Source organism: Cohnella sp. GCM10027633 (assembly GCF_042675445.1).
Classification (GTDB): Bacteria; Bacillota; Bacilli; order Paenibacillales; family Paenibacillaceae; genus Cohnella.
In genome coordinates this window covers 997,174-1,020,827 of record NZ_JBHTGV010000001.1, presented here as the reverse complement: position 1 = coordinate 1,020,827, position 23,654 = coordinate 997,174, and the positions used below count along the sequence as shown (strand labels likewise).

Genomic DNA, 23,654 nt, shown 5'->3' with positions numbered 1-23,654 from the left:
ATCATGTTCAATCGCGTCGGAGGCATATTCCCGAAGTTAGTCGCCGCGTTCCTGGCGGTCATCATCCCGCTATGCGTGCTCGGGCTCATGATGAACCGCATGGGCGAAGAGAGCGTCAAGAGCGAGTGGGAGAGCTCCATGAATTCGCGGACGATGTTCTATCTGAACACGCTCGAGCTCGAGAAAAGGCATATTCACGATTTGTTGTCGGAGTACGTGTACGATCCCGATCTGTCCCATATCAGCGTGCTGTCCGCGATCATGTCCGACTTCGAGCGGGCGGAGACGATCAAGCGCGTCATCGAGAAGCTGCGCTTGATCCGCAACTCGAGCATCTACGCGAAGAACGCCAACGCCCACGTCTTGACGCTCGGCCGGACGATTACCGACTCGAACGGCATCCTGTCTTCGATCGAAGAGACGTACGAGGCCGTCAAGCCCGAGGCGAAGACGCTCGAATCGGTCGTGCACATCTGGCGGGACCGGCTGTTCTTCCGCCAAGCGTTTCCCGGCGGGTCTCAAGATCCGAACTACGTGCTCGCCGTGGAGATCAATATCGCGGAGCTGCAGGGCACGCTGCGGACGATGGCCAACTACGGCCAATCCGGCGCAGCGCTAATCGGCGCGTCCGGCGACTGGTCGGTGGCGGACGGCGATCCGTCCGGCTCCCTGCCCGTTCCGGAAGCAGTCGCGGGGCTGAAGGCGTTCCTGGGCGATATCGAACCGGAAGCGGCGACCGACCGGCTCGGGACGATGTCGCTGAGCGGCACCGAGTACCGGACGTCTTGCCGGTATTCCGGAGGGTTCGAAGCGTACTTGTGCCTTTACGTGCCGCAGGATCAGATGATCGGCCAGATCGCCTTCTACCAAGGCTGGTTCTGGGCGTTGGCCGGCTTCTCCGTGCTCATCATCCTGTTCTACTCGTACTGGATTTACCGGCTCATTCACCGTCCGCTTCGCCGAATGATTTTCTCGTTCCGGCGCGTGGAAGACGGCCGGCTCGATCCGATCGGCGTGCCGAAGGGGAAGGACGAGTTCACGTATTTGTATTTGCAATTCAATCGCATGGTGGATCACCTGAAGACGCTCATTCACGACAATTACGAGCAGAAGCTGCACGCCAAGCAGGCGCAGATCAAGCAGTTGCAGTCTCAGATCAATCCTCATTTTCTGTATAACACTTACTTCATCCTGTACCGGCTGTCCGAATTCGGCGATCTCGAGAGCATCGGGCGATTCAGCCGCTATCTCGGCGAATACTTCGAATTCATTACGCGGCACAAGGAGGACACGATTCCGCTGGAGCTGGAAGTGCGGCATACGATGACGTACCTGGAAATCCAGAACATGCGGTTCTTCAACCGGTTCGAGATCGAGATCGAGCCGCCGTCCGAGGATTGCGCCTCCGTGTTCGTGCCGAAGCTCATTCTGCAGCCGGTCGTGGAGAACGCCTTCAAGTACGCCCTCGAGCCGCGCAAGGCGGGCGGCAGGCTCCGAATCGCATTCGAACGAATGGGAGACCGGATTACCATCGAGGTGGAAGATAACGGCGAGCAGTTGGAAGAAGAGAGCTTGGAGGAGCTTCGACGCAAGCTGAAGCAGCCGTGGGACGAAGAGGAGAGCACCGGCATGATCAACGTCCATCGCAGGTTGCGCCTGCTTTGCGGCGAGGAGAGCGGCATCGCGGTCGAACGCGGGCAATGGGGCGGCCTGAAGGTAACGCTCGTCATTCGGTTGGAAGAATTGCCTGCATAGAGGGGAGAGAGCGCGATGTACAGGCTGCTTATCGTGGACGACGAACCGATCATCGTGGAAGGGCTATTCGAGAAGTTCCAGCAGCTGCCGGGCTCCCCCTTCGAGGTGTACAAGGCGCTGGGCGGCGAGGAAGCGCTGGACGTCGCCAGGCGCGTCCGCATCGACCTGCTGCTCACCGACCTGAAGATGCCGGGGATGGACGGGCTGGAGCTGCAAGCCGCGATCGCGCGCATCTGGCCCAAGTGCAAGACGATCTTCCTGACCGGGCATAGCGACTTCGCGTCCATTCAATCGTCGCTGCGGGGCGGCGCCTTCGATTACGTGCTGAAGATGGAGAAGGACGAGGCGATCATCCGGTCCGTCTCCCGGGCGGCGGAGGCGATCGCGCAGCAAAACAGCTATGACCGGATGCTGAGCGACGCGCGGTCGAGCCGGCTGCAGGCGCTTCCGCTGCTGCGCAAGGAGTACTTGCTTGCTCTCGTGAGCGGGGAGTCGTCGTCGCCGAAGGCGCGCGCCGGACGTTTCGCGGAGCTTCAACTGCCGTTCCGGGCCGAAGAGCCGGCGTATCTCATCGTCGGCAAGATCGACGAGTGGCGGGAGGACGTTCATCCCGGCGACAAGTCGCTGTTCCTGTACGGCGTCCATAACGTCGCGGAGGAGCACTTCCGGGACGAGTTCCAGCTCGCGTTCGCGACGTACGGCCAAGACCGGTTCTTATGGCTCCTGCAGCCGAAGCTCGCGGAATCCGGCTTGCGCGACGCGGACGAAGAAGCGCGGTCGGCGCACATCCTCGGCATGATCGAGTCGGTGCAGACCGCCTGCCGGACGTACCTGAAGCTGCCTTGCTCGTTCGTCGCCGGCTGCCTTCCTTGCGAATGGGACGACTTGGCGAAGAAGTTCGGCAAGCTCGACTTTCGATTGACGCAAGGGCTCGGGATGGGGCGCGAGATGCTGCTGTCGGACGGTTTCGTTACCGAAGCGGCGTCTTCCGCCGCGCCGGGCTCTACGGAAGCGGACGTTCGCCTGCCGGAGTCGGAGATCGGCCAGCTGATGCAGGCGCTCGAGCGCAAGGACGCGATCGACTTCCATCGGCGGCTGAACGGGCTGTCCCCGTACGTCCTCGAGCAGGACGGCATCCGCACGGGCACGGCGCTGGCGCTGTTCTACGGAATCGCCTCCGCGTTCTTGCTGCTGCTCAACCGCAGGGGCATGCTCGGAGAGCTGTCCGAGAAGATCGGCATGAACAAGCTGCTCGGCGCGCAAGAACATGCTTCTTGGGCGGAGGCCGCGAAGTTCTTCGGCGAGCTCGCCGACTTGGTCATCGAACGGGTCGAGGCCGAGAGCGGCCGGGAGACCAGCGACGTCGTGGCGCGCGTCCAGCGGCACGTTCGCCAGCATCTCGGCGGAGACTTGTCGCTCGTCAAGCTGGCGGAGGTCGTGCATCTGACGCCGTTCTATCTATCGCGCCTGTATAAGCAGCAGACCGGTCACAACTTGACGGACTTCATAACGGATTTGAAGCTGGCCAAGGCGAAGGAGCTGCTCGTCGGCAGCGGTCTCAAGATCTACGAGATCGGCCTTGCGCTCGGGTTCCACTCCTCGCCGTATTTCAACCACTATTTCAAGAAAATGACCGGCATGACGCCCCAGGAATACCGCGACACATGGAGCGGTTCGAGCGTGAATTGACCGGCTGGGGGCGCATGCGCGGTCGAACGGGGGCATGACGATGAACGGACCGTTGGACGGCATCTATCGATTGAAGAGCGGCGTACGCACGAGAAGGATATCCAGCTACGACCGGCAAGGAAGCAACAAAGACTTCGTGCCCGTCGCTCCCGGGGCAACGGCCGTCATGGCCGACATTCCCGGCGCGGGCATTATCAAGCATATCTGGATCACGCTCGATTGCCCCGATCCGATGATTCGGCGCAACGCCGTGATGCGGATGTATTGGGACGGAGAGACCGCGCCCAGCGTGGAAGCGCCGCTCGGCGACTTCTTCGGCCAAGGCTGGGGCGAAGCGTACAATTATGCCTCGCTGCCGCTCGCCGCTTCGCCGTCGGAGGGGAAGGCGCTGAACTGCTACTTCCCGATGCCGTTCGGGAACGGGGCGAGACTGACGCTGGACAACGAATCCGATCAGGAAATCCGCGCATTGTTCTATTACATCGATTACGAGGAGCACGAGGAAGTATCGGCCGAGCTCGGGCGGTTCCACGCGAGTTGGCGGCGCGAGCTTACCGAATCGCATCCGGACGAAGGCGAGACGGAGTGGCAGGTCGTCGCCCCGGAAGGGAACAACCCGTCGGTCTCGAACAACTACGCGTTCGCCGACATCGAAGGCAGGGGACACTTCGTCGGCATCCATTACTTCGTCGAGAATCCCGGCCCGATGTGGTACGGGGAAGGCGACGACATGTGGCTCGTGGACGGAGAGCCGTGGCCCGGTTCGCTGCACGGAACGGGAACCGAAGACTTCTTCAACGGCGCCTGGTGCCCGAACGAGGTGTACGCGCATCCGTACTTCGGCTACGCGCGCGTGCCGAACAAGTATGCATGGGCGGGACGTACCCACTGTTACCGGTTCATGCTCGAAGACCCGGTCTACTTCGAACGTTCGCTTCACGCGAGCATCGAGCATGGCCATAACAACAACCTGACGCTCGATCTGTGCACGGTCGCTTACTGGTATCAGTCGGAGCCTCATAAGCCGTATCCGGAGCTGCCGGACCGCGCCGGCAGGCAGAACATGCCCGAGATCTGGGCGGCGGACATCCATTACTGGCGTCATCATTGGCGTCAGGCGATGGGCGGCGGCAAGAAGCTGTGGGGCAACGAGAGACAATAGAGCGGCCCCCGAGATTTATTCACCAGAGTAGAATTGCGGCAAATACGGCCGATGCGCTTCCAGCAGCTTAAGGCCCATCTCCCGAATCTCGGACCAAGTCAAATGCGCGCATAACGGATCGTTATAGAGCGCATGGAGGGCTTGGTCCTTGTTGCCGATCAGGGCGGCTTCCACGATCAAGTTCTGATTGTTGACGTGGGGAAGGACCATGTTCAGAATCGGCTCCGGCAGGTCGCCGACGGTTAAAGGCGTGAACCCGAGACGGTTAACGACGCCCAGCGTCTCGACGACGGAGCCTGGCGGCAGGTTGCGGATCTGGCCGGCGTTGGGCACGTTCACGACGTCGATGAATTCGCGGCCGCTCGCGAACGCGCCGAGAATATCGGCGGCCGATTCGCGGGAACGCCGGTCCGGGAGCGTCTCCGCGCCGTCCAGCAGGCGAGTCAGCCGTTCCCGCTCGCCTTGCTTGTAAGCGCGGCGATCCGCGATCGTCGTCCGCTTCAGCCCGTGACGTTCGAGATTGCGGACGTCGCCGGTCAAGTACGCGGGCAGGAATTCGGACGTGTGCCTGTCCGCGATGTAAGGCAAGAAGCCCGTTCGCTCGAACAGCTCCTCGCAGACGAGGTGACCGGACGCGTACACGGAATGGTTGCTGCCGCCTTCCGCCAGCAGCTCCGACAGCTTCTTGTCCTTCAACCGGTGCCGGAGCATGGCATATCCGTCTTCGCCCCGAATCCGCATGTCGAGAATCCAGAAGAAATGGTTCGTGCCGCCGAACCGGACCTTGATCTCCTCCTCGCTCTCCAGCCCGAATAGGTTCATGAGCGCGTCGTAAGTCTCGAATACGCCATGGCAGAGGCCGACCGTCTTCAGTCCGCTTACCGCGTAGAACGTCTTCGTCAGCGTCGCGAGCGGGTTCGTATAGTTCAGCACGACGGCGTTCGGCGCATACCGTTCCATGCTCCGGGCCAATTGCGCGAATACGGGAATGTTGCGCAGCGCCCGCGCCCATCCGCCCGGCCCGACGGTATCCCCGACCGTCTGATAGATCCGGTACCGTTCGGGAATGTCCAAGTCGTGGGCCATCGCGTCCAGCTCGCCCGTCGATATCGTGATCAGGAAGAAGCTCGCCCCGGCGAACGCTTCCCGCTCGTTCATGGCGTAATCGAACGTCGCGGCAAGTCCCCGGTCGCGAGCCAGCTTCTCCCCTAATCGCGCCATCCGGCCGGCCGCTTCCTCGTCTTTGTCGTAGATCGTGTAACGCGCGCCCGCAAGCGACGGCGTTAACGTCAAGTCGTTCAGCAGCTTCGGCGTCCAATTCACGCTTCCTCCGCCTACCAGCACGATTTTCGGAACGATCGTCATCTCTTGTCACCAGTCCTCTCGTCTCTCTTGAACATATCACGAGCAGGCCGGTGCTTCCTCCACTCCGCCTTGCATGAAGTTGTAATCTTGTACGCGGACGCCGACGTCAACGTAACCGAGAAGGTAGGGATATCGCATGTTCTACGATGATTTCGCACTCCAACGGGAGCTCGTCTTCCAAGCCAAGGCGGGTAGTCTGCGCGAGCACGAGCTGCATCATCACGACGCGTTGGAGTTCCATATCCTGCAGGACAACGAAGCGAGGTTCCAACTGGTCGACCGATGTTACGAGGGGAAGCCCGGCGACGTGTTCTTGTTCCGCCCGTTCGAGCCGCACTGGAATTTCGCGAGAGATCCCGACCGGCCGATCCGATGGATCAGCATTCTGTTCTCTCCGTCGGTCGTGCGAGCCGTTCCGGACGGCTATCGGCTGCTCGCGCCGTTCTACGCGGTAGAGTCGGTCTCTCCGCACATTCCGGCTTCTTCTCCCGCGGCGCAAGCGATCCACCGGCTCGCCGCCCAAGCGTTGGAGGAACAACGAACCCGGACGATCGGATGGGAAGCGAAGCAGCTCGCGCTGTTCATCGACATCTTGATCCATACACTGCGTCATAGCGTCGACCGCGGGCCGGAAGGCGATGGAGACGATACCGGTGACGCGTTGGAACAAGACGTGTTCCGATCGATCGCGTACATTCTGGCGCACTTCGCGGAGCCGATCGATGCCGAGGAGCTCGTCCGGATAACCGGTCGCAAGCGGACGTTCTTCTACAAGAAGTTCAAGGCCGTAACCGGGCTGACGCCGAACGTGCTCATTCGCCGCTTGCGCATGCAGACGGCGCTGTTCCTGCTCGGCCGCACGGACAAGCCGGTGACGGAGGTCGCGTTCGAATGCGGCTATCAGTCGGTATCTTTTTTCAACAAACACTTCAAATCCTATCGGCAGCTGTCTCCTCGGGAATACCGAAAGTCGACGCGCGGGACCGAGTGAAGCCTGATATTCGATCGACAAAGAAGATATCGGAGAGTAATCGAGCGCAAGATGTCGATATATAATCGGCAATTTGGGTTGTATTAAAATGAGTGGGCAACATCCAATATCCAAGTACGAGGAGGATTATTGATGAGAGCAAGCAAGAGATTAGGCAGACGAACGGTCCTAATGCTTACGGCTTTGCTGATGTTGACATCCACGATCGCTTTTCCGACAGGACCCGGTGCGCAAGTGGCGTCCGCCGCCGGCACCAAAATCGCGCTGACGACGGCGATGGTCGTCAACGAGGAATCGCACGGCGACGCGACGCTCATGGTCGACGAGCAGACGACGGCCGGCGATCCGCAGAACGGCTCGGGCGGCACGCCGTCGACCCAGTGGAATCCAGGCGCACCGTATTACAACAACTACCCTTCGCACGCTTACATCGATCTCGGGCAAGAGTATAACCTGACCGGCATCTCGCTCTTCGACACGAACGGGAACTCCACCGTATCCCCGCCGGATACGTCCCAAGACTTGATCGTCTCCGCGGGCTCGCCGGGCAGCTGGACGAATCTGTTCACCGATCCGCTCGGCAAGTACATGGCTTGGAGCAATCATACGGTGAGCGTAACGACCCGCTATGTCCGGGTCACCGTTCAGTTCGTCGGCGACAACTTCAGCGAGATCGTTCTCTACGGCACGCCGGCAGGCGATACGACGGCTCCGTCGGCGGTGTCGAATCTCGCGGCTCCGTCGGCGACGACGAGCTCCGTCACGCTGACGTGGACGGCGCCGGGCGACGACGGCGCGACGGGCACGGCGACGTCCTACGACGTCCGCTATAGCACGTCCGCGATCACGAGCGGCAATTGGGCTTCGGCGACGCAGGCGAGCGGCGAACCGACGCCCGGCGCGTCGGGCGCTTCGCAGTCGATGACAGTAAGCGGCTTGTCGGCGAGCACGACGTATTATTTCGCGCTTAAGGCGACGGACGAAGCGTCTAACGTATCGGCGATCTCCAACGTCGTCAGCAAGGCGACGACTTCGCCGGCGGATTCGACCGCGCCGGCGGCGGTGACGAACTTGGCGGCTCCTTCATCGACGTCGGGTTCGGTCACGTTGACGTGGACGGCGCCGGGCGACGACGGTTCGACCGGAACCGCGACGTCTTACGACGTGCGTTACAGCACGTCGACGATCACGAGCGGCAACTGGTCTTCGGCGACGCAAGCGAGCGGCGAACCGACGCCGGGCGCCGCGGGCGCTTCGCAGACGTTGACGGTGAACGGACTGTCGCCGAACACGACGTATTACTTCGCGCTGACGGCTTCGGACGAGGTGCCGAACGTATCCGCGATCTCCAACGTGGTCGGCAAGGCGACCGCTTCCGCGGGCAAAATCACGCTCACGACGGCGATGGTCGTCAACGAGCAGAACCGCGGCGACGCCACGACGATGGTCGACGAGCAGACGCTCGCCGGAGATCCGGCGAACGGCTCGGGCGGCACGCCGACGACGCAGTGGAATCCGGGCGCGCCGTATTATAACAACTATCCTTCTTACGCTTATATCGATCTCGGACAGGAGTACGCGCTCACCGGCATTTCGTACTTCGATACGAACGGCAACGCCATCGTCTCTCCTCCGGACACGTCCCAGAACCTGATCGTCTCCGCCGGCTCTCCGGGCAGCTGGACGGAGCTGTTCTCCGATCCGATGCCGAAGTACCTGGCTTGGACCAACCGTACGGTGAACGTGACGACCCGTTACGTGAGATTCACCGTTCAATGGTCGGGCGACAACTTCAGCGAGGTCGTGCTGTACGGCACGCCTACCGGCAGCGATGCGTCGGCCCCGGCTGCCGTATCGAACTTGGCCGCGCCGTCGTCGACGGGAACTTCCGTCTCGTTGACATGGACCGCGCCGGGCGACGACGGCTTGACGGGCACCGCCTCGTCGTACGATATCCGCTACAGCACGTCTGCGATTACCGACGGCAACTGGGCTTCCGCGACGCAGGCGAGCGGGGAGCCGACGCCGGGCGCCGCCGGCGCATCCCAGTCGATGACTGTTAGCGGACTGACCGGCAGCACGACGTATTACTTCGCCCTGAAGACGTCCGACGAGTCTTCGAACGTATCGGCGCTCTCCAACGTCGTCAGCAAGGCGACGACGACGCCGGATACGACCGCTCCGGCGGCCGTATCGAACTTGGCCGCGCCATCCTCGACTTCGGGCTCCGTCACCCTGACGTGGACGGCGCCGGGCGACGACGGTTCGACCGGAACCGCGACGTCCTACGACGTACGCTATAGCACGTCGACGATTACGAGCGGCAACTGGGCTTCCGCGACGCAAGCGAGCGGAGAGCCGACGCCGGGCGCGGCGGGCGCTTCGCAGACGATGACGGTAAGCGGGCTTGCCGCGAGCACGACGTATTATTTCGCGATCAAGGCGACGGACGAAGCGTCGAACGTCGCGGCGATCTCCAACGTCGTAAGCAAGGCGACCGTCGCGGGAGGCGGCAAGATTACGTTGTCTCCATCGATGATCACGAACGAAGCCGCGGTCGGCGACGCGACGACGCTCGTCGACGAGCAGACGCTGGCCGGCAATCCGAAGGGCGGCGCCGGCGGCGTGCCGGTCACGGAGTGGGATACGACGTGGAGCGGACCTTATTATCCGGCGACGTTCATTCTCGACTTGGGCGCGGATTACGCGCTCAGCGACATTTACTTCTTCGATACCGACTGGGGCGGCAGCAACGTCGTCGTGTCGAGCGGTTCGCCGTTCAGCTGGACGCCGCTCGTTACCGAGAATCTCGCAACCTATCAGAACTGGATCGGCCGCACGGTGAACGTGACGACGAGGTACTTGCAATTCAAAGTCGCGAATTGCTGCCTGAACGTGAGCGAGATCGTGCTGTACGGCACGGCGCTCGGCACGCCGGCTACGCCTCCGACTCCGTCGCCGCTCACGTTGCCGACGATGGATCAGTTCATGGGAATGAACGCCTTGTTCAACGATTCGGCCTCGACGATAGAGCCGACCAAGTTCATTCGCGAATACCATATCTGGGGATGGGAAGAGAGCGTGCAGAACCAGCTGAAGTTCAATCCGAGCAACGGCGAGACGGCCGGCGTCTACTGGAACTTCGACGATTATTACGACGATATGAAGACGGGCGGATACACGGTCATTCCCGCGATCAACCAAGTGCCGAGCTGGCTGACGTCCGGCGCGAGCGAGAAGCCGGTCTCGTCGGGCGACGATCCGCTGCTGCCCGCATCGTATATCGAGCACGCGCAATACATGTACCAATTCGCGGCACGCTACGGCAGCACGGCGGTCGCGGACAACAAGCTGAGGCTGGCCTCGGGTCAACCGAGAGTATCCGGGCTGAACCTGCTGAACTATCTCGAAGGCGGCAACGAGCCGGATAAGACTTGGGCGGGCAGGGCGTCGTACTCCAATCCGTACGAGCTGGCCGCGCAGCTCAGCGCCGACTTCGACGGGCATCAAGGCGCGATGGGCAACACGGCCGGCGTGAAGACCGCCGATCCGAACATGAAGCTCGTCATGCCGGGTCTGCTGTCGCTGAACCTGGAATACTTGAAGTCGATCAAAGTATGGGCGGACTATTACAGAAGCGGCAGCTTGCCGTTCGACGTCATCAACATGCACCATTACAGCAGCGACTGGTCGCCGACGACTTCCCAGACGACGGGCGTCAGCCCCGAGGCGAACGGCTTGAAGGATAAGCTGAAGAAGATCGTCGACTACCGCAATCAATACATGCCGGGCAAGGAATTCTGGCTGACCGAGTTCGGATACGATACGCATACCGACTCGATCCAGGGAGTTAGTCCGATCAGCGGGGTATCCGCGAATGACGTGCAAGCCGACTGGCTCGTGCGCGCCTACATGGCGATCGCGGCGGCGGGCGTGGATAAGGCGTTCATGTTCTTCAGCCACGACACCGTTCCGGGCGGCAGCGGGATGTTCCAGACGAGCGGCATCGAGACGAACGGAACGAAGAAGCCTTCGTACTATGCCATCTACACGCTCCGCAACCGGCTGACCGGCATGCGCTACTTGTCGGAGGCGGCATCGGGCAACGCGAACGTCAACATCTACAAGTTCAAGAGCGCCACGGGCTCGGGCGGCGCGTACGTCATCTGGGCGCCGACGGCGAACAACACGACCGTGAACGGCTATCAACTGACGCTGGCCGGCACGCCGACGAGCGCGACGCTCGTGACGATGGCGAACGGCGACACCGACGGCGTATCGTCCGCGCTGACGATCAGCGGCGGCAAAGTCACGGTTAACGTCAGCGAGCGTCCGATCTACGTGCTCGTCGACAACATGCAGTAACTCGGTTTCGGTTTTGGTTGCGATAGGCGCGGCACTCTCCCGTCGGGAGGGTGCCGCTTTTCTGTACAGTTATTTCTGTGACGTTCTTTGCACGCCGGAATAAGAACCGCCGTGTCCGCTTCCGTCGGTATTTTGCCGATTACTGACGAATTAAGGGCTGGTGTGTCCGTTCGCGAATGCGCAGACTTGAATGATTTCTCCCAACCTATCGCGGAAATGCGTTACTATAGGGAAAGCGCTAGACTCGTAAAGCTCGCGCGCCATGGGGGAGTTTTGTTGAAAACGTCGTTCGTCGTTCTGCAAATCGTGTATGCGTTAGGCTTGATTCCTTGGCTGTTCGTATGGGGTCTGTCGTTCATGAGCTTCGATCAGGGGTTCGGCTTCGCGAACGTCGCGTTCGTCGGCACGATCGGCATGTATCCGGTCGCGGCGATCGTCTGCTCGATCTTCGCGTGGAAGCTTCGCAAGCGCAAGGCGCGCGCCGCGGCGATCGTGAATTTGATTCCGATGGCATGGATACTCGGGGTTGGCGGCTTAATCGTTTACTAGAGTTAGCGAAGCCGCCCGTGAGGCGGCTTTCGCGTCGAATCGTCGTCCGATGGCCGAAGAGCTTGCGAACAAGCCCTCGAAAAAAGATTTTGTTTACGCTTACAAAACGTATTGACAGATCCAGCCCAACCATTTTATAGTAAAGTTAATTAAACGCTTAACCAACCGCAGCAACCATCGTCGCTCTCTCCGCCGCAGCTACCCATCCACCCTGTACCGCACCGATCGCCGCATTATTTTCACCCCATCATCGCACTAACACACCGCGTTTCACTCCACCATCATCGCACCGACACACCGCGTTCGCTTAATCCATCATCGCACCCGACACCGCGTATCACTCAACCATCATCGCACCAACACACCGCACCGCAACCACGCCAATCATCGCATCCTTTTCGCACCCGCTGAACTGCACTCACGCCTAGCATCACGCCAACTTACGCACGCAACGCACGTACCGCAGCATGATTGACTCCGGTATTGTTTCATCATGGCATCCGACTTCCAACCGACAGCAGACGCGCAGGAGAGTGGTTATGAAAAAAGTTACGATAAAGGACGTAGCCCAAAGCGCAGGAGTATCGATCGCAGCCGTCTCCTACGTGCTGAACGGCAAAGACCACAAGGTATCCCAGGATACGGTCGCGAAAATTCACGAGTCGATCAAAGATCTGAACTTCATCCCGAACATCTCGGCGCGAGGTTTGGTCAAGAACACGTCGGAGCTCATCGGCGTCATCATCCCCCAGACGGAAGACCATACGCAGCTCGTGTTCGAGAATCCGTTCTACAGCGAGATGATCAGCGCCATCGAAGGCGCGGTCCGCCAATACGGCTACCACATCATCCTCGCGGGCGTCGACAAAGGCAAGACGTATCTGGACATCTCGATCTCCCGCAACCTGGACGGTGCGATCATCATGGGCGTCTATCCGGAGCGGTTGTACGAAGAATGCAAGAAAGCGGACATTCCGATCGTGCTGATCGACAGCTATATCCACGACAGCGGCTTCGCCAACGTCGGCATCGACGACGAATACGGCGGCTATCTGGCAACCCGGTATTTGATCGAAAAAGGGCACCGCAACATCGCGCTCGTCACGGGCACGATCCGCAGGGACGGCGTCGTCGAGAAGCGGTTCCTCGGCTACAAGCGGGCGCTTCAGGAAGCCGGCCTGTTCTATAATCCGGATTACGTCTTCGAGAATTCGGTCAGCTACGTGCACGGGCACAACGCGGGCGCGGTCATCGCGAACGATCATCCCGAGATCACGGCCGTCTTCGGAACCGCGGATTTGGTGGCGTTCGGCGTCATCCGCGGCGTGAAGGAAGCGGGCAAGGACGTACCCGAGCATATTTCGGTGGTGGGCTTCGACGACATCTCGATGGCGTCCATGTTCTTCCCGCCCCTTACGACGATTAACCAGCAGATCTCCCGAAAAGGCGAAACGGCCGCGCTGATGCTCATCGATCAAATCCGGTCAAGGCAAGGCGTAGAGTCGAATTACGTGGAGACCGTTATTCCGATGGAGGTGGTGGAGCGGGCGACCGTTCGCAACTTAAACGATTAACGCCCAAGGGAAAGCCCGGTTAGTCCATGAACGAACGCATTCCCGTAAGTTGAAGCAACTCAAATCGTCAGAGGGGGATTTCGAAACGATGCGAAACTCGAAATTCATGAATGCGCTTTCATTAATCCTGGTCGCCGCGGTCATTATCGCGCTGACCGCATGCAGCGGCAATAACAACAACGACAAGGCCAGTCCGAGCGCTTCGGATAAGCCGTCAAGCTCCGCGTCCGCCAAGCCGTCGGAGTCGGATGAGCCGAAGAACGACGAGCCGGTCACCATCAAGTACACGCAATTCTCCGGCTCCGGCGACAACGAGAAGTATCTCATACAGATGAAAGACGCCTTCGAAGCCAAATACGACAATATCACGGTCGAGATAGAGACGATTCCGTTCGGGGAGTATTTCACCCAAATGCAGACGAGAGTGGCCGCCGGAACGGCGCCCGACGCCTACGAGTTGAATTTCGAGAACTTCGTGTCCTACGCGAAGAAGGGCGTCCTGCTCGATCTCGCCCCGTTCTTCGATCAGACCGGCTTCGATAAATCGTCGCTGAACGCCCAGGCGCTGAACGCGTTCCAGTCGGACGGCGTGCAGTACGGCATGCCGGCCAGCTTCTCCAACGTGCTGCTGTTCTACAACAAGGAATTGTTCGATAAGGCGGGCGTCGGCTATCCGACGAACGACTGGACGTGGAAGGAAATGGACGACGCGGCAGCGAAAATCCGGGCCCTTAGCGATGACACGTTCGGCGTCTTCCAGCCGGTGCAATTCTGGGAGTTCTATAAGACCGTCCAGCAGAACGGCGGCAGCCTGTTCAACGCGGACATGACGAAATTCACCTTCAACTCGCCGGAGAACGTGGCGACGCTGCAGCACTTGGCGGACCGCCTGACGAAGACGAACGTCATGCCGACGCAAGCGCAGCTGTCCGGCGTAGGAGACTGGGATCTGTTCAAGGCCGGACGTCTCGGCATGATCGTCACCGGCGTGTGGGCGTTCCCGGACTTCGTGAAGAACGTGCCGTTCGAGTGGGACGTCGCGATCGAGCCGGGCAACGTCAAGAAGGCGACCCACTTCTTCTCCAACGGCCTCGTCATCAATAAGGAATCCAAGAAGGCGGAAGCGGCGTTCCAATGGATCCAGTTCATGTCCGCGAGCAAGGAAGCGGCGGAGATCCGCGTCGCGGCCAACTGGGAACTGCCGGCCGTCACCGACACGGCGGTACTGGAAGCGTTCCTAAAGACGACGCCTCCGAACAATCGCCAAGCGGTGTTCGATTCGCTCGAATATCTCGTCACTCCGCCGGTTATCGAGCAATTCACGGAGATGACGGACATCGTCGGCATTCATCTGACCGCCGCGTCGGAAGGGGCGAAGACGCCGCAGCAGGCGCTCGATGACGCCCAGAAGGAACTCGAAGAGAAGATCACGTTGAAATAACGCACATTACGATCGCATAAGCAGCCAGCCTGACTGATTGTCCAATCGCCAGGCGGCTGCTTATTCGGTTCTAGCGAGGTGGCCCATGCATTCATCGGTAAGAAAATGGCTGATCATCCTGCTCTTCCTGCTCCCGTCGCTGATCGGGCTCGTCACGTTCAGCGCGATTCCCATCGTCTATTCGTTCGTGATCAGCTTGACGGACTGGAACGGGCTTAACGCTTGGAACCTCGCGGCGGGAACGCCGAATTTCGTCGGCTTCGACAACTTCGCGAGCATTCTGAACGGCGAAGAATTCTGGCGGGTGTTCAAGAACACGGCCTACTTCATCGTCTTGTACATTCCGCTCATCCTCGTCTTCTCGATACTCGCCGCCGTCCTATTGAACAACGCCTACCGGGGAATCGGCGCGTACCGCGTCCTGTTCTTCATTCCGGTGCTCACCTCCTGGGTGGCGGGCGCCCTCATCTGGAAATGGCTGCTCAGCGACGATTACGGGCCCGTGAACGAGATCCTGTCCTTCGTCGGCATCGATGGACCGGCTTGGCTGCAGGACCGCAATTGGGCGATGCCCGGCATCGTCTTCGCCAGCATCTGGAAGGACATGGGCTTCTTCGCCCTGATCATGCTTGGGGGCTTGCAAGGCATCAATCCCGAATATTACGAAGCGGCGCAAATCGACGGCGCGAGCCTCTACAAGCGGTTCTTGCGCATTACGCTACCGTTGTTGTCGCCGATTCTGTTCTTCGTCATCGTCATCTGCATCATCAATTCGTTCCAGCTGTTCCCGCAGGTCATGATCATGACGCAGGACGCGGGGCCGTACGGGTCGACGCAGGCGATGGTGGAACGGATCTACAAGTACGCGTTCAAGTATTACAAGATGGGCTACGCTTCCTCGTTCTCCTGGATTCTGTTCGTCATCATCTTCGTCTTCACCGCGATTCAGATGCGGCTGCAGCGGAAGTGGGTGCATTATGATTCCTAACCGGCTCGTGAAACCGCTGCTGTTCTACGCGACGTCGTCCGTGCTCGCGATCTTCTGCCTCATCCCGTTCTTCTGGATGGTGAGCACGTCGCTCAAGACGAAGGGCGCCCTGATCAGCATCCCGATTCAATGGATTCCGAAGGAAGCGAGCATCGAGTCCTATCGGAAAATATTCACGTTCTTCGACTTCGGCCGCATTATCTTCAACAGCGCGTTCGTCTCCGTCGCGATTACGCTCATTACGCTGATCAGCGCGCTCATGGCCGCGTTCGTGTTCGCCAAGATCGAATTCCGCGGGCGCGAGACGCTGTTCGCCGTCTTCCTCGCGACGATGATGGTGCCGGGGCAAGTGACGATCATTCCGATCTTCCTCGTGCTGAAGGAGCTGCATCTGCTCGGATCGTTTACGGGCCTCATGATCCCTTCGATCTTCAACGCTTTCGCCATCTTCATGCTGCGGCAGTTCATCAAGACGATCCATAACGACTATCTCGACGCGGCGTACATGGACGGCTCGTCGATACCGGGGGTATTCTTGCGCATCGTCGTACCGCTCAGCGTTCCGATCATCGCGACGCTCGGCATCATTACGATCATGGGCGCATGGAACGATTACTTCTGGCCGCTCGTCGTGCTGAACGACAAGGACAAGATGACGCTGCCGCTCGCGCTCAGCTCGCTGAACGGGCAATACGGCAGCGAATACAACACGCTGATGGCCGGCAGCCTCATCTCGATGGCGCCGATCATCGCGCTCTACTTCTTCGCGCAAGGGCTGTTCAAATCCGGCTTGCAGCTGGGAGGGATCAAGTAACGATGAACGTGAACAAGACGACGAGATTATCGGTCCGTCCGGCGAGAGACGGCGCGCTTCGCGCCTACGCGGCGCTGAAGCGGGGACAGGCGGCGATCGCCGCCTCCTACGTGACGGATGCCGCCGCTCGGCTGAGCAACGGGGACAACCGCGCGTTGGACATGGCCTTCTGGCTGTGGATTGCGGGAGAATACGTCAATTACGGAGGCGAACCGGCGCTTGTCGCGGCGTTGTCCGAGCGAATCGAATCCGGAATCGCCTTGATCGACGGGAGCTGGAGAGAACCGGACGCCCACTGGCTGTGGGAGGAGGAAGAAGGTGTCTTCCTAAGCCATCTCGCCCTCTATTACGGAGCGCTTCGCTCTATCGGTAACATCGTCCGTTCGGATACGGCGCAGCGGGCATGCAAGGAGATCCGGGAGAAGACGTTCGCCGCGTTCATGAGCGGCAAGCATTTCGTCAGTCGCGAAGGTTCCGCGGATGTATGGGGAGATATCGTGGCGGCTTCGGCTCCTTTCGGGCTCTTGAGCGTCGGGGATCTGGCGATGCTGGACGCGCTGACGAAGCTGGACGAGGAGCGGCTGTCTCCGGAAGCGGCGGCGTTGCTGGCGTCGTATTACGCCGAGAGCGGCCACGCCGCCAAGGCTAGGCAATGGCTGGCCCGCGCCGGGCAAATCGTCGGAAGCGAAGACGACGGGAACCCGGAAGCGTCGTTCCTGCTGCTCGCGCGAGAGACGCTCGCCAGTCGCGGCATCGAAGGCGCGGGAGCATCGCCGGAAGACGACCCGATCGCGCAAGGAATTCGGTTCTCGCACGATCCGATCGGCGCCGATTCCCCTTACCGGGACGAGCCGAACGGCAGATCGCCAAGGACCGTCGTCTCCGGCGACATCGTCGCCGTGCGCGTCTTCGCGGAGCCGTTCGATCCCGACGCACTCGTCATGCTGCAATACGAATGCGACGACGCGGCCGCGCTCGTCCCGATGCGCGCTTCGCTGGCGGAAGACGGGCAGTCATGCCGGCAAGCGGAGATCGGTCCGTTCGCCGCGCGAGGTACCGTCCGGTACCGCTTCACGGCTGGCGGCGTTCCGAGCTCGATCTCGGACTGGTACGCCTTCGACGTGCACGACTGGACGGAGCTTCGTCCCGTCGCGGACGCCGTACGAGCGGAGGACAACGAGGCATACATTCGCTACGGGGCAACGACTCCAGGTACGGCCGAGACGCGATTGACCGTTACCCGATTCGCCGACGGATCGGCGAGCTATTCCTTAGCCTTGTCCGCGGGGGCGGAAGACGCCGAACGTGCGCGGGCGGCAAGATTGCCGGACGATCTCCCGCGCTTGCGGGCGCTGACCGCGAAGGACGGCACGATTCGCAAGCTGCGGCTCGACTTTCCTCTCGCGCCGGACGAACGTCTGTACGGCATGGGAGAGCGATTCTCGCGCCTGCAATTCCGCGGCTGCGAGGTCGACCATTACGTGTTCAACCAATACAAGGATCAAGGGAACCGGACGTACATGCCGGTGCCGTTCTTGATCAGCTCGGCGGGCTACGGACTGTACTTGCAAAGCTCGTACTATTCGATCTTCCGCTGCGGCTCGGCGGATCCCGATCGGCTTCAGATCGAAGCGGACGTCCGTCTCGAACGGCAACCGCTCGATTGGCGGCTCTTCTCCGGCAAGCCCGCGGACGTGCTCCGCCAATATACGGACGTCGCGGGCAAGCCGAAGCTGCCGCCGAAGTGGGCGTTCGGACCGTGGATGTCGAGCAACAACTGGGACAGCGAGCGGGAAGTGGACGAACAGCTGTCGAGCACGGTTCGGCACCGCATTCCGTCCACCGTCATGGTGCTCGAGCAATGGAGCGACGAGTCTACGTTTTATATTTTCAACGACGCGAACTACGAGACGAAAGCCGGCGAGGACCGCTTCGTCTACGACGACTTCTCGTTCCCTTCGTGGGGAAGATGGCCGGACCCGCGGGCGATGGTTCGCCGCATACACGATCTAGGCATCAAGGTGCTGCTCTGGCAAGCTCCGGTCATGAAGTTCATGGACGGCATCGCGCACGCGCAGCGGGACGAGGACGAGCGGTACATGGTCACGAGCGGGTTCGGTCCGTTGAACGCTGACGGCACGCCGTACCGGATCCCGCAGTTCGAATGGTTCAGGGGCAGCATGGTGCCGGATTTCACGAACGAGCGGGCGGCGGCATGGTGGATGTCGAAGCGGCAATACTTGCTCGACGAGCTGGGCATCGACGGATTCAAGACGGACGGCGGCGAATGCATCTACGGCGGCGCGAACGCGTCGTTCCACGATGGTCGTACCGGAGAAGAGATGCGCAACGAATATCCGAACGTCTACATCCGGGCGTTCCACGAATTCGCGGACGCGCGCGTTCCCGGCGGAGCGGTCACGTTCAGCCGAGCAGGCTACGCGGGCTCTCAGGCGCTGCCGCTCCATTGGGCGGGAGACGAGAAGTCGACGTTCGAAGCGTTCCGGGCCAGCATCGTCGCGGGGCTGTCGTGCGGGATGTCGGGCATTCCGTTCTGGGGCTGGGATCTCGGCGGCTTCTCCGGGGAGATTCCGACGGCGGAGCTGTTCGTCCGGTCGGCGCAGATGGCGGCGTTCAGCCCGGTCATGCAGTACCACGCGGAGAGCAAAGGCCAGTTCAATCTGGACAGGACGCCATGGAACATCGCGGAACGGACGGGTTCGCCCGAGGCGTTGACGTTATACAAGCGATTCGCGGACATCCGCATGAATCTGCTTCCCTATATTTACGAGCAAGCGGGAATCAGCGCCGGCACCGGCATCCCGCTCATGCGGGCGATGGCCCTCGCCTATCCGGACGATCCGCGATGCGCGGAGCTTGCGACGCAATACCTGTTCGGCGACGCGCTGTTGGCGGCTCCCGTCACGGAAGAAGGGGCGACGGAGACGGAAGTCTACTTCCCGGCGGGCAGCTGGCTGCCGTTATTCGGAGACGGGCGTCCCGTAACGGGAGGAAAATCGGCGCTCGTCCCTTCCGAGCTGGCGACGATTCCGGTATTCTTGCGTGAGAACGGCGTCGTGCCGATGAATCTCGGGGCGGGCTTCGCGCTCGGCGACGACGTAGGCAACCGGGTCGACGGATACGAACGGCTCGCGATGCTGGTCTACGTAACGACCGAGCTCGTCTATCGGTTCGAGGACGACCTGGGCAATGCCGCGGCTATCGCGGTCCGGAAGGATGGCGGCAGCGTGCACGCGAGGGTGGAAGTGGCGGGCGATTATTCCGTAACGCTTCGTCTAGGCGCGCTTGGCGAAGCGACTTCGGTTCTTATGAACGGCGCGCCGCTGATCCGGGCGTCGGAGCTTAACGGGCTTAACGCCGGACAGTGGGTTCAGCGAAGCGGCGAAGTGCTGGTGACTTTGCCCGCGGGGCAAGCATCGACGATTCTCGTTGCTCTAGCGCAAGAGTAAGCGTTACGCGTGGCCAATACGGTTGTCGGGAAAGGGGTGGTGCCCGTTTAGAATCCCATAGGGACGGTCGGCGGCGAGGTCGGTCCAAGATGGCCGTATCAACCAATCTGAATCGGGGAGTGACAATGATGAAAGCGAAACCGAATATCGGAATCAAACGGCTAGCGTATCCTTTAATGGCATTGCTGTTGTTTTGGTGTTTCGTTCCGAGCGCGTCCGCGATCGACGGGGTCTGGCACAGTCCGTACGGGCTGGAGGACCGGTACGTCGCGAACGCCGTAGAGCGGTATCCCCAGGATCCGGTAGCGGGCGAGAACGTGTATATCAAGCTGAATACGTGGCCCGTCGAACCTGGACAAGCCGTCTGGGTCACTTGGACCAAGAACGGGGTCGCGCAGACGGTCGTGAACGGCTCGTGGCAATACAACAGCGGCAACGATACGTTCTGGCAAATCGCGCTAGGCAGCTTCTCCAAGGGCGACGTCATTAACTACACGGTGCGCGCCGACCAATACGGCACGAACCAGAAGACGATCGGACCGTTCCAATTCACGGTCACGGGCTGGGAGTCGGTCGCCAGCATCGGCGGCCATACGGATTCCGGCAGCCACGTCGTGTTCAACGCATCGCCGAATACGGGCTCGTTCTCGCCGAAGCTCAACATCTCGTTCGACGCGGACGACGTGTTCCGGGTGCAGCTGTCGCCGAACGGCACGGGGACGTTCGCGACGGGACTGAGCAACTACACCCTTACCAACAACATGACCCACTATCTCGTCAGCACCTCCGAGCTGGTGCTGCGCATCGACAAGAATCCGTTCAAGCTTACCGTGTACGAAGAAGACGGCACGACGCTGATCACGAACCAATACGACAGCACGGTCAACCGCAACATGGCTTGGCTGACCGACGGCAGCTCGCTGATCACCAAGGTCGAGGACCATTATTACTCGCCCGCCACGGAGAAGTTCTACGGCTTCGGCGAGCGGTACAACAACTGGGACAAGCGCGGCGACGACATCGAGACGTATATTTACAACCAGTACTTGAACCAGAACGAGAAGACGTACCTGGCCATTCCTTACTTCATCAGTTCGCGCGGCTACGGCATTCTGGCGAACAGCACGTACTACTCCAAGTTCCGGATGGCGACCGAGCGGTCGGACATGATCGGATTCACCGTAGACACCGGGGGAGCGTCGACGTCGATGCTCGACTACCATTTCTTCTCCGGGGACGATCTGAAGGACGTCATCTCGAACTACGCGCAGGCGACGGAGCTGCCGACCTTGCTGCCGAAGTGGGCGTTCGGCATCTGGCTCTCCGCCAACGAATGGGACCGGGAGTCCGAGATCAACACGGTGCTGAGCAATCTGAGCACGCATAGCATCCCGGCTTCGGCGATCGTGCTCGAGCAATGGAGCGACGAGGAGACGTTCTATATTTGGAATGACGCGACGTACACGCCGAAGAACGGGGCGAACGCGTTCTCGTCCAGCGACTTCACGTACGGCACGAAGTGGCCCGATCCGGAAGGCATGGTGGACGATATCCACAACGCCGGACTCAAGGTGCTGCTGTGGCAGACGCCGGCGATCAAGCATACCGGCTCGCCGTACACGCAGAAGGATAACGACCAAGCGTACATGCTAGCGCAAGACTACGCGGTCGAAGACGGCTTCGGGGGCGAGTACCGGACGCCGGACGGCTGGTTCGGCAGCAGCCCGATTCTCGACTTCACGAACTCGAACGCCGTGGATTGGTGGATGTCGAAGCGGGAGTACTTGTTCGACGATATCGACATCGACGGCTTCAAGACGGACGGCGGCGAGCTCGTTTGGGGCAAGAACACGACGTTCTCCAACGGCAAGAAGGGCGACGAGATGCGGAATCTGTACCCGAACTTGTATATCGGGGCTTACTACGATTACGCCAAGTCGAAGAAGGCGGACGCCGCGTCGTTCAGCCGCGCCGGCACGACCGGCGTGCAGAAGTATCCGGCGTTCTGGGCGGGCGACCAGGAGTCGACGTTCGGCACGATCCAGCAATCGCTCATGGCCGGACAGGCGGCGAACATCTCCGGCGTGCCTTATTGGAGCTGGGATCTCGCCGGATTCACGGGAACGTTCCCGTCGGCCGAGCTGTACAAGAGGTCGGTAGAGATGTCCGTGTTCTCGCCGGTCATGCAGATTCACTCGGAGAAGTCGAATCCGCCGGTCAACGAGGAGAGAACGCCTTGGAACGTTCAGACCCGCAGCGGGGACGGCACCGTCATCGACCACTTCGAGCGCTACGCGAACATCCGGATGAACTTGCTTCCTTATATCTACAGCGAGGCGACGAAGACGAGCGCCACGGGCGTGCCGCTCATGCGGGCGATGTTCTTGGAGTACCCGAGCGACTCCAACACGTACGACTTGCCGTACCAGTATATGTTCGGAGACAACCTGCTCGTCGCGCCGATCGTGGATCAAGGCGTCACGACGAAGAGCGTCTACTTGCCGGCGGGCGAATGGATCGACTTCTTCTACGGCGCGTTGCGTCCGGGCAACCAGACGATCTCCTACTACGCGGACGTCAACAGCATTCCGGTATTCGTGAAGTCAGGCAGTATCATCCCGATGAACCTGAACGCGAGCTACGAGCTGGGCGGCACGATCGGCAACTCGCTGACGAGCTATACGGGTCTCAGCTTCCGCGTCTACCCGGACGGCAACACGTCCTACGCGTGGAATGACGACATCGGCGGTTCGGTCAAGACGATCTCTTCGGCGGAGAACTTCCCTTCCGATCAAGTGACGGTCACGGTTCCCGCGACCGGCACGCACGCGATGCTGCAAGTGTTCGCGACGAAGCCGTCCTCCGTGACGATCGGCGGATCGTCCGTCACGCAATATTCGAGCCTCAGCTCTCTGACGAGCAACTCGCAAGGCTGGTACTTCGATCCGGTGCAGAAGCTCGTCCACGTGAAGGTCGCTTCCGGCGGTTCGTCCCGCACGGTCGTCCTGAACGGCGTGCATAAGGCCGCATACGAGGCCGAATTCGCGACGCAGACGAACGTCTCGACGAACAATAACCATACCGGCTACACCGGCACGGGCTTCGTCGACGGCTTCGCGACGACGGGAGACGCGGTCGAGTTCGACGTATACGCGCCTTCCGCGGGCACGTACGACGTCGACATCAAGTACAGCTCCGGCGCGGGCAACGCGACACGGGCGCTGTACGTCGGCGGCACGTTCAACCAGACGATGACGCTGAACGCCACGGCGAACTGGGACACGTGGGGAACGAAGACGGTGTCGCTATCGCTCGCGGCGGGCATGAACAAGATCAAGGTGCAATACGACAGCGGGAATACGCTCGGCATCAACGTGGACAGTCTCACTCTGGTCGAATGACGAATCGCTGAACGGCAGATCGGTACGGGGATGAAGGAGGGCAGCCTCCTTCATCCTTTCTACTCTTTCAACCTATTCCGAAAGGTGGAC

General features: G+C 60.7%; 13 protein-coding genes. 12 read left to right on the top strand and 1 reads right to left on the bottom strand.

Annotated features, from left to right (window positions below):
• Nucleotides 1-3: 3 nt before the first annotated feature.
• Genes ACFQZG_RS04465 through ACFQZG_RS04455 form a run of 3 tightly spaced genes read left to right on the top strand, consistent with a single transcriptional unit; the run spans nt 4 to nt 4,606 of the window.
• Nucleotides 4-1,755: a sensor histidine kinase gene (locus ACFQZG_RS04465; protein WP_378150296.1), complete on the top strand. Its 1,752-nt coding sequence runs from the start codon at nt 4-6 to the stop codon at nt 1,753-1,755.
• Nucleotides 1,756-1,770: 15 nt separating this feature from the next.
• The gene (locus tag ACFQZG_RS04460; protein ID WP_378150295.1) at nt 1,771-3,444 is read left to right on the top strand and encodes a response regulator transcription factor; all 1,674 of its coding nucleotides are present in this window, start codon (nt 1,771-1,773) and stop codon (nt 3,442-3,444) included.
• A gap of 40 nt (nt 3,445-3,484) precedes the next feature.
• On the top strand, nt 3,485-4,606 hold the full coding sequence (locus ACFQZG_RS04455; RefSeq protein ID WP_378150294.1) for a glycoside hydrolase family 172 protein: 1,122 nt from the start codon (nt 3,485-3,487) through the stop codon (nt 4,604-4,606).
• A 15-nt stretch (nt 4,607-4,621) separates the two neighbouring features.
• Here ACFQZG_RS04455 and ACFQZG_RS04450 read toward each other — a convergent pair whose 3' ends face one another.
• A complete protein-coding gene (locus ACFQZG_RS04450) occupies nt 4,622-5,971 on the bottom strand; it encodes a family 4 glycosyl hydrolase (RefSeq protein ID WP_378150293.1) in 1,350 nt (449 codons plus the stop codon).
• 136 nt (nt 5,972-6,107) lie between these two features.
• On the opposite strand from ACFQZG_RS04450, the gene ACFQZG_RS04445 reads away from it, so the two are divergent.
• From ACFQZG_RS04445 to ACFQZG_RS04405, 9 genes are all read left to right on the top strand, one after another.
• Nucleotides 6,108-6,962 carry an AraC family transcriptional regulator gene (locus ACFQZG_RS04445; protein ID WP_378150291.1) on the top strand — a complete coding sequence of 285 codons (855 nt, stop codon included), beginning with the start codon at nt 6,108-6,110 and terminating at the stop codon, nt 6,960-6,962.
• A 132-nt stretch (nt 6,963-7,094) separates the two neighbouring features.
• Nucleotides 7,095-11,327 carry a fibronectin type III domain-containing protein gene (locus tag ACFQZG_RS04440; protein WP_378150290.1) on the top strand — a complete coding sequence of 1,411 codons (4,233 nt, stop codon included), beginning with the start codon at nt 7,095-7,097 and terminating at the stop codon, nt 11,325-11,327.
• Between the two features lie 276 nt (nt 11,328-11,603).
• On the top strand, nt 11,604-11,876 hold the full coding sequence (locus ACFQZG_RS04435) for a hypothetical protein (RefSeq protein WP_378150288.1): 273 nt from the start codon (nt 11,604-11,606) through the stop codon (nt 11,874-11,876).
• A gap of 539 nt (nt 11,877-12,415) precedes the next feature.
• Nucleotides 12,416-13,450, top strand: a complete 1,035-nt coding sequence (locus tag ACFQZG_RS04430; protein ID WP_378150287.1) for a LacI family DNA-binding transcriptional regulator — start codon at nt 12,416-12,418, stop codon at nt 13,448-13,450.
• A gap of 88 nt (nt 13,451-13,538) precedes the next feature.
• On the top strand, nt 13,539-14,891 hold the full coding sequence (locus ACFQZG_RS04425) for an ABC transporter substrate-binding protein (RefSeq protein ID WP_378150285.1): 1,353 nt from the start codon (nt 13,539-13,541) through the stop codon (nt 14,889-14,891).
• An 85-nt stretch (nt 14,892-14,976) separates the two neighbouring features.
• Nucleotides 14,977-15,879, top strand: coding sequence for a carbohydrate ABC transporter permease (locus ACFQZG_RS04420; protein ID WP_378150284.1), 903 nt, complete (start codon nt 14,977-14,979; stop codon nt 15,877-15,879).
• Nucleotides 15,869-16,693, top strand: coding sequence for a carbohydrate ABC transporter permease (locus tag ACFQZG_RS04415; RefSeq protein WP_378150283.1), 825 nt, complete (start codon nt 15,869-15,871; stop codon nt 16,691-16,693). The genes ACFQZG_RS04420 and ACFQZG_RS04415 overlap by 11 nt, the downstream gene beginning before the upstream one ends.
• A gap of 2 nt (nt 16,694-16,695) precedes the next feature.
• Nucleotides 16,696-20,163: a glycoside hydrolase family 31 protein gene (locus tag ACFQZG_RS04410; protein ID WP_378150282.1), complete on the top strand. Its 3,468-nt coding sequence runs from the start codon at nt 16,696-16,698 to the stop codon at nt 20,161-20,163.
• Nucleotides 20,164-20,291: 128 nt separating this feature from the next.
• The gene (locus ACFQZG_RS04405) at nt 20,292-23,564 is read left to right on the top strand and encodes a TIM-barrel domain-containing protein (RefSeq protein WP_378150281.1); all 3,273 of its coding nucleotides are present in this window, start codon (nt 20,292-20,294) and stop codon (nt 23,562-23,564) included.
• Nucleotides 23,565-23,654 lie beyond the last annotated feature (90 nt).